This window comes from Propionivibrio pelophilus DSM 12018 (assembly GCF_059569095.1).
On record NZ_JCANUT010000101.1, the window covers coordinates 1 to 5,329 of the forward strand.

General features: G+C 59.9%; 7 protein-coding genes. 3 read left to right on the top strand and 4 right to left on the bottom strand.

Going from position 1 to position 5,329, the window contains the following annotated elements:
• The 3 genes from BO74_RS20505 to BO74_RS20515 all read right to left on the bottom strand — a co-directional run.
• Positions 1 to 186 (bottom strand): transposase family protein (locus BO74_RS20505; protein ID WP_496445162.1); only part of this gene is annotated, 186 nt, incomplete at its 3' end.
• A gap of 227 nt (positions 187 to 413) precedes the next feature.
• On the bottom strand, positions 414 to 887 hold the full coding sequence (locus BO74_RS20510; protein WP_496445164.1) for a NanQ anomerase/TabA/YiaL family protein: 474 nt from the start codon (positions 885 to 887) through the stop codon (positions 414 to 416).
• 87 nt (positions 888 to 974) lie between these two features.
• Positions 975 to 1,880 (bottom strand): LysR family transcriptional regulator, encoded by a 906-nt coding sequence (locus BO74_RS20515; RefSeq protein ID WP_496445166.1) that lies wholly within the window; start codon positions 1,878 to 1,880, stop codon positions 975 to 977.
• A 138-nt stretch (positions 1,881 to 2,018) separates the two neighbouring features.
• On the opposite strand from BO74_RS20515, the gene BO74_RS20520 reads away from it, so the two are divergent.
• The 3 genes from BO74_RS20520 to BO74_RS20530 all read left to right on the top strand — a co-directional run bounded on the left by BO74_RS20520 (position 2,019) and on the right by BO74_RS20530 (position 3,959).
• Positions 2,019 to 2,465 (top strand): DoxX family protein, encoded by a 447-nt coding sequence (locus BO74_RS20520; protein WP_496445168.1) that lies wholly within the window; start codon positions 2,019 to 2,021, stop codon positions 2,463 to 2,465.
• Positions 2,466 to 2,528: 63 nt separating this feature from the next.
• Positions 2,529 to 3,137 (top strand): glutathione transferase GstA, encoded by a 609-nt coding sequence (gene gstA, locus BO74_RS20525; protein ID WP_496445170.1) that lies wholly within the window; start codon positions 2,529 to 2,531, stop codon positions 3,135 to 3,137.
• A gap of 21 nt (positions 3,138 to 3,158) precedes the next feature.
• Complete coding sequence (locus tag BO74_RS20530; protein WP_496445172.1) at positions 3,159 to 3,959, top strand: DODA-type extradiol aromatic ring-opening family dioxygenase; 801 nt, start codon at positions 3,159 to 3,161, stop codon at positions 3,957 to 3,959.
• A 57-nt stretch (positions 3,960 to 4,016) separates the two neighbouring features.
• Here the strand turns inward: BO74_RS20530 and rpoH are convergent, their stop codons facing one another.
• Positions 4,017 to 4,874 (bottom strand): RNA polymerase sigma factor RpoH, encoded by an 858-nt coding sequence (rpoH, locus tag BO74_RS20535; protein WP_496445174.1) that lies wholly within the window; start codon positions 4,872 to 4,874, stop codon positions 4,017 to 4,019.
• Positions 4,875 to 5,329: the final 455 nt, after the last annotated feature.

The following is a 5,329-nucleotide window of genomic DNA, read 5'->3' on the forward strand; positions in this document are numbered from 1 at the left end:
CGGGAGCTCAAGAAAGCTCTTGAGCCAGGCCTCTTCGTCTTCGCACCAGTCGGCGACTTCGACCCAGTCATCCGCACCACACAATACAGCGCAGATCGCCATCACCAGAATCTCGCTCAGGCCATAGCGTTTGGCTGGCCCGCGACGCGGGTCTTTCAGGCGGGAAAAGATCGACAGCAGGGTCATCGTTACGCTCGAAAAATACGAGAGTAGACGATATTTCTTCAGTGTTTACAATAGGTTGTTGTATCTGTCTGATCGTAAACGACTTTTTCTGCGGGTTTACGACATTTGCGTAAGCGATTGCCGTGTCCTCTCGGTCAGGGCAAATGGATCGGATCCCATGCCTGGACTCCGGATACAAAAAAGCCTCCCCTGCGGGAGGCTTCGTGCGTAGCGGTGTCGGGCCGGAATTACATGCCGAGCAGGCTGGCGTGCACCTTCACCACCGCCTTGCGGATCGTTTCCTTGTCGGCGATGGCCAGGCAGGGGCGATGCAGCTCCTTGGGCATGAACACCAGGTACGTTCCCGGGGCGGTGTCGATGAAGCTCTCGCCGACCGGCGTCGGGTAGAAGGCGAGATCCTTTTCCTTGAGCTGGTCGTCGCTCGGTGCCAGATCCTGCGGCAGGGCGAAGCCGTAACGCTCGTTGGTGCTGAACGGAATCTGGATGTCGGCGTACTGGTGGTGCGCTTCAGCGCGACTTTCTTCCAGCGTGCGCAGTTCGACGTCCTGCACGAGGTAGAACAGCTTGTCGCCTTCGATCTCGTAACGACCCGGCTCCAGCTTGCCGAGATCGACCTTTTGCAGCGCTTCGAGGGCGCGGACGATGGCGGCCGGAAGGGCGCTCTTCTGCTTGGCAACGTCGGCGATGCGACCAACTATCATGACTGACTCCTTTTAAGGTGGGGGAAGGCGAGCGATTCGCTCGCCGGAAAACGCTGATTATCCTCCAATCCTTCGCGACCGGCTCGGTCAGGACAGCGGTGCTGGATGGCGGGCGAACCAGTCGGCAAGAAAGGCGGTCATCGCCTGCACTTTGGCCGACAGGTGGCGACGGGTCGGGTAAACCACGTGGATCGGCAATTGGCGCAGGCGCCAGTCAGGCAGCAGCCGTTGCAGTCGCCCGGATGCGATAAGCGGCTGCAGGATGAAGCACGGGGCCAGCACGATGCCGCCGCCGGCCACTGCCATTTCGGCGAGCAGGACGCCGTTGTTGGCGTTGACCGGCCCGCCGATGCGCACGCTGACCGGTGTTCCGTCCAGCGCCTCAAACTGCCAGTGATTGCCTGTCGCCGAATAGGTGTAGGTGAAGCAGGCGTGCCGCGTCAGCTGCTCCGGGTGTACGGGCGCCCCGGCGCGTTGGAGATAGTCGGGCGAGGCGGCGATCAGCAACTCGGTGTCGGCGACGTGCCGGGCCACCAGGTTGTCGCTGCCGACGCGGCCCACGCGAATCGCCAGGTCGAGTCCTTCATCGACGAAATCGGCGACGTTGTCGGAGAGTACGAGGTCGAGCGTGATCTCAGGGTATTGCCGGGAAAAAGCAGCGAAGGCGGGGGCGAGGCGCAACGTGGCCAGCGCGATGGGCGCGGTCAGGCGCAGCCGTCCGCGCGGTTGCCGTGCTTCGCCGGTGATGCCGGCTTCGGCCTCTTCAAGGTCGGCCAGCAGTTGGGTACAGCGTTCGAAGTAGGCGAAGCCTTCGGTTGTCGGCTGCATCCGCCGGGTCGTGCGGTTAAGGAGGCGTACGTTTAGATGCGCTTCCAGCTGGGCGACGAGGCGCGAAACGGCGGTCGTCGATTGCCCGAGGCGGTCTGCTGCCGCGACGAAACTGCCTGCCTCGATGACGGTGCAGAGGACGCGCATGGCGTCGAAGCGATCCATAGATTGTCCCGAAGTTCGCAATAGAGATTAAATTTATTATCTGTTTATCCCGAAAGTCGGGTTCATTATAGTTCGCATTAACGTCAGTCGCGTGACTGTCGCAAATCGTCGATAACCCCTTTGACCCTGGAGACCCACATGTCTGCTCTCGCCGCTACTTCCGCCGTCGCTGCTCGTTCCGCAACACACTCCGCCGCAGATTACGGTGTCACCCTGTTGCGCGTCGCACTCGGCGCGATGTTCCTCGCACACGGAGCGCTCAAGGTATTCGTCTTCACTTTGCCGGGAACAGCCGCGTTTTTCGCGTCGGTCGGTTTTCCCGGCTTCATGGCCTATATTGTTGTCCCGGCTGAAATTCTCGCCGGATTGGCGCTGCTTGTCGGCTTCCGGACGCGGCTGGTTGCTGCATTGACGGTGCCGATCTTGCTCGGCGCGGCGTCCGTTCATTTTGGCAACGGCTGGGTTTTCAGTGCGCCGAAGGGCGGGTGGGAATACCCGGTGTATCTGATTGTCGCCGCGGTCGCGCAAAGTCTTCTGGGAGCCGGCGCTTTTGCCTTTGATGGTGTAAGGAGTGAATCGCGCTGAACGGAGCTTGTCGAAGGACTCGTTTGCTTAACCAGTTTACCAATCAGCTAACAGGAGAATCTCATGAAACTGTATTTTTCCTCCAGCGCGTGCTCGCTCTCCCCGCACATCGCCTTGCGCGAAGCGGAACTCGACTTCCAACTGGTCAAGGTTGACCTGAGGAACCGCAAGCTGTCCTCGGATGGCAGTGACTTCACGAAGATCAATCCGAAGGGCTATGTCCCGGTACTCGAACTCGACGACGGCACGCGGCTGACCGAAGGGCCCGCGATCGTGCAGTACCTCGCCGATCAGAAGCCGGAATCCGGTTTGGCGCCTCGCCCGGGGACGATGGAGCGCTACCGTTTGCAGGAATGGCTGACCTTTATCAACTCGGAACTCCACAAAGGCTTCAGTCCGCTGTTCAAGCCGAACACACCAGACGACTACAAGGCCGTCACGCGGGAGAATCTGCGCGGGCGCCTCGCGTTCGTGGCAGAGCATCTCGCGAAGAACGATTTCCTGCTCGGGGATGGGTTCAGCGTGGCAGACGGCTACCTGTTCACCGTCCTCAACTGGACGCAATGGACCGGGATCGATCTGGTCGAATGGCCCTCCCTGGTGACATTCCAGGAGCGCGTGGGCAGCCGACCGGCAGTCAAGGCGGCTCTGGCGGCAGAAGCGGTCGCCTGATTGGAACAATCCGGAGTAGCCATGTCGGTCCGACAGCCTGTACTTTTTCTGTCGCACGGTTCGCCATTGACTGCGCTTGGCGGCGACGAACTCGCCGGATGCTGGGCGCGGCTCGCGGGGCGACTGCGCCGGCCTGCGGCCATCCTGATGGCCTCGGCGCACTGGACGACGCGCATTCCCATGCTCTCCGGCGGGCGGCGGCCGGAGACGATCCACGATTTCGGCGGCTTCCCCGCTGAGTTGTATTCGCTGCGCTATCCCGCGCCCGGCGACCCAAGTCTGGCTCTCCGCATCAAGCAGATGCTGGCCGGTGCTGGCATCGCGGCCGGGATCGACGCCTCGCAAGGGCTGGATCACGGCGCATGGGTGCCCTTGCTGTCCCTTTTTCCCGCGGTGGACGTTCCAGTGGTGCAGCTTTCCGTTCAGCCGGAGCGCTGCGCAAGGCATCATTTCGCCTTGGGGCGTGCCATGGCGGCATTGTCCGACGAGAACATCCTGGTGATCGGCTCCGGGCACATGACACATAACCTGATGGACTATATGCGCCCGAAGACGGGGCTACCAGCGGCTGAGTCAGGCGAGTTTCGGGAATGGGTACATGCCCGCTTGCTGAAGGGCGGTGACGCGGCGGCAGAGTCGCTGTTCGACTGGGCGCGGCAAGCGCCTGGCGCGCTCGCCGCACATCCGACGCCTGAGCATTTCCTGCCATTGTTTGTGGCATTGGGGGCGGCGGGGGTGGGCAACCGGACGGAATGGCTGGGCGGCGGCTGGGTGGGCGATGCACTGGCCGCCGACAGCTATCTGTTCACGCGCCCGGAATGAAAAAAGCCGTGCTGAGTCTCCAGCACGGCTTTCTCGAACCCGGTGTCGTGCGCTGTCTCAGCTCGCGTCGACCAGTGGCAGCAGGTGCGTTTTCATCTTCTGCATCGCCTTTGATTCAATCTGGCGGATGCGCTCGGCGGATACGCCGAATTCTGCGGCCAAATCGTGAAGCGTTGCCGGGTCCTCCGTCAGCCAGCGCGCTTCGACGATGCGCCGGCTGCGCTCATCGAGGTTGCCCAAGGCGGCTTGCAGGCCGTCACTTTGCAAATGATCCTGGGCGCGTCGCTCAAGCACGCGTGTCGGTTCGCTGCGGCTGTCTTCCAGATAGGCGATCGGGGCGAAACCCTCGTCGTCGTCATTGTTCGCCTCGAGAGCAATGTCGTGGCCCGACAGGCGGGTTTCCATCTCGACGACTTCTTCTGGCTTGACATTCAACTTATGTGCGACATCAGCAACCTGCGACGTCGTCAGCGCCTCGCTGCCAGGCTTCATGCTACGCAGGTTGAAGAAGAGTTTGCGCTGCGCCTTGGTGGTGGCGAGTTTTACCATGCGCCAGTTGCGCAGGACGTACTCGTGAATCTCCGCCTTGACCCAGTGAATGGCGAACGAGACCAGCCGTACTCCCTGATTCGGGTCAAAGCGCTTCACCGCCTTCATCAGGCCGATATTGCCTTCCTGAATAAGGTCAGCATGAGGCAGTCCGTAGCCGAGGTAGCCGCGGGCGATAGAAATAACCAAGCGTAAGTGGGAAAGAACCAGTTGGCGCGCAGCTTCCACGTCGTTCTCCTCACGGAAGCGCGTCGCCAGCCGGAACTCTTCCTCCTCTGTCAGGAGCGGGAAGCGTTTCGCAGCAGCGATGTAGGCGTCGATATTGCCTACAGCGGTAACCATCGGAAAAGTCAGAGCTTGCGTCATATGGATGTTCACCTCCTAGTAAATGACCTACGCACGAATATTAGCACTCTGTGTATACGAGTGCTAAGAGACGATTTGGTTGCGGGACTCAAATAATAGTTGACGTCTCGAATTTGGTCTGTATAATGCGCATCTTTCGTTGCTTCTGAGCGACGGAAAGTGGTTAAGAATCAATGTGTTGGGCGTTTTTTGTGGTGTGTTTTGTTTTTTAGGCATCTCAAAAAAAGGTTGACACGGTTTTAAAACGCTGTATAATTCGCCCCTCGCTGATGAGGGCGAGGCAAGAAAGGCAGCAAGTTTCTTGCTTAATTGATCTTTAAAAACTGGACGATTGATAGGTGTGGGTTTTTGATCGGGTTGCGATCTGCGTTGAGTAGATAGCGAAAAGATTGAAGGCTCGCACGATGTAAAGAAGTCTGTGGGTCAGGAATGATCTGCAGGACGTCAAGCGAGAG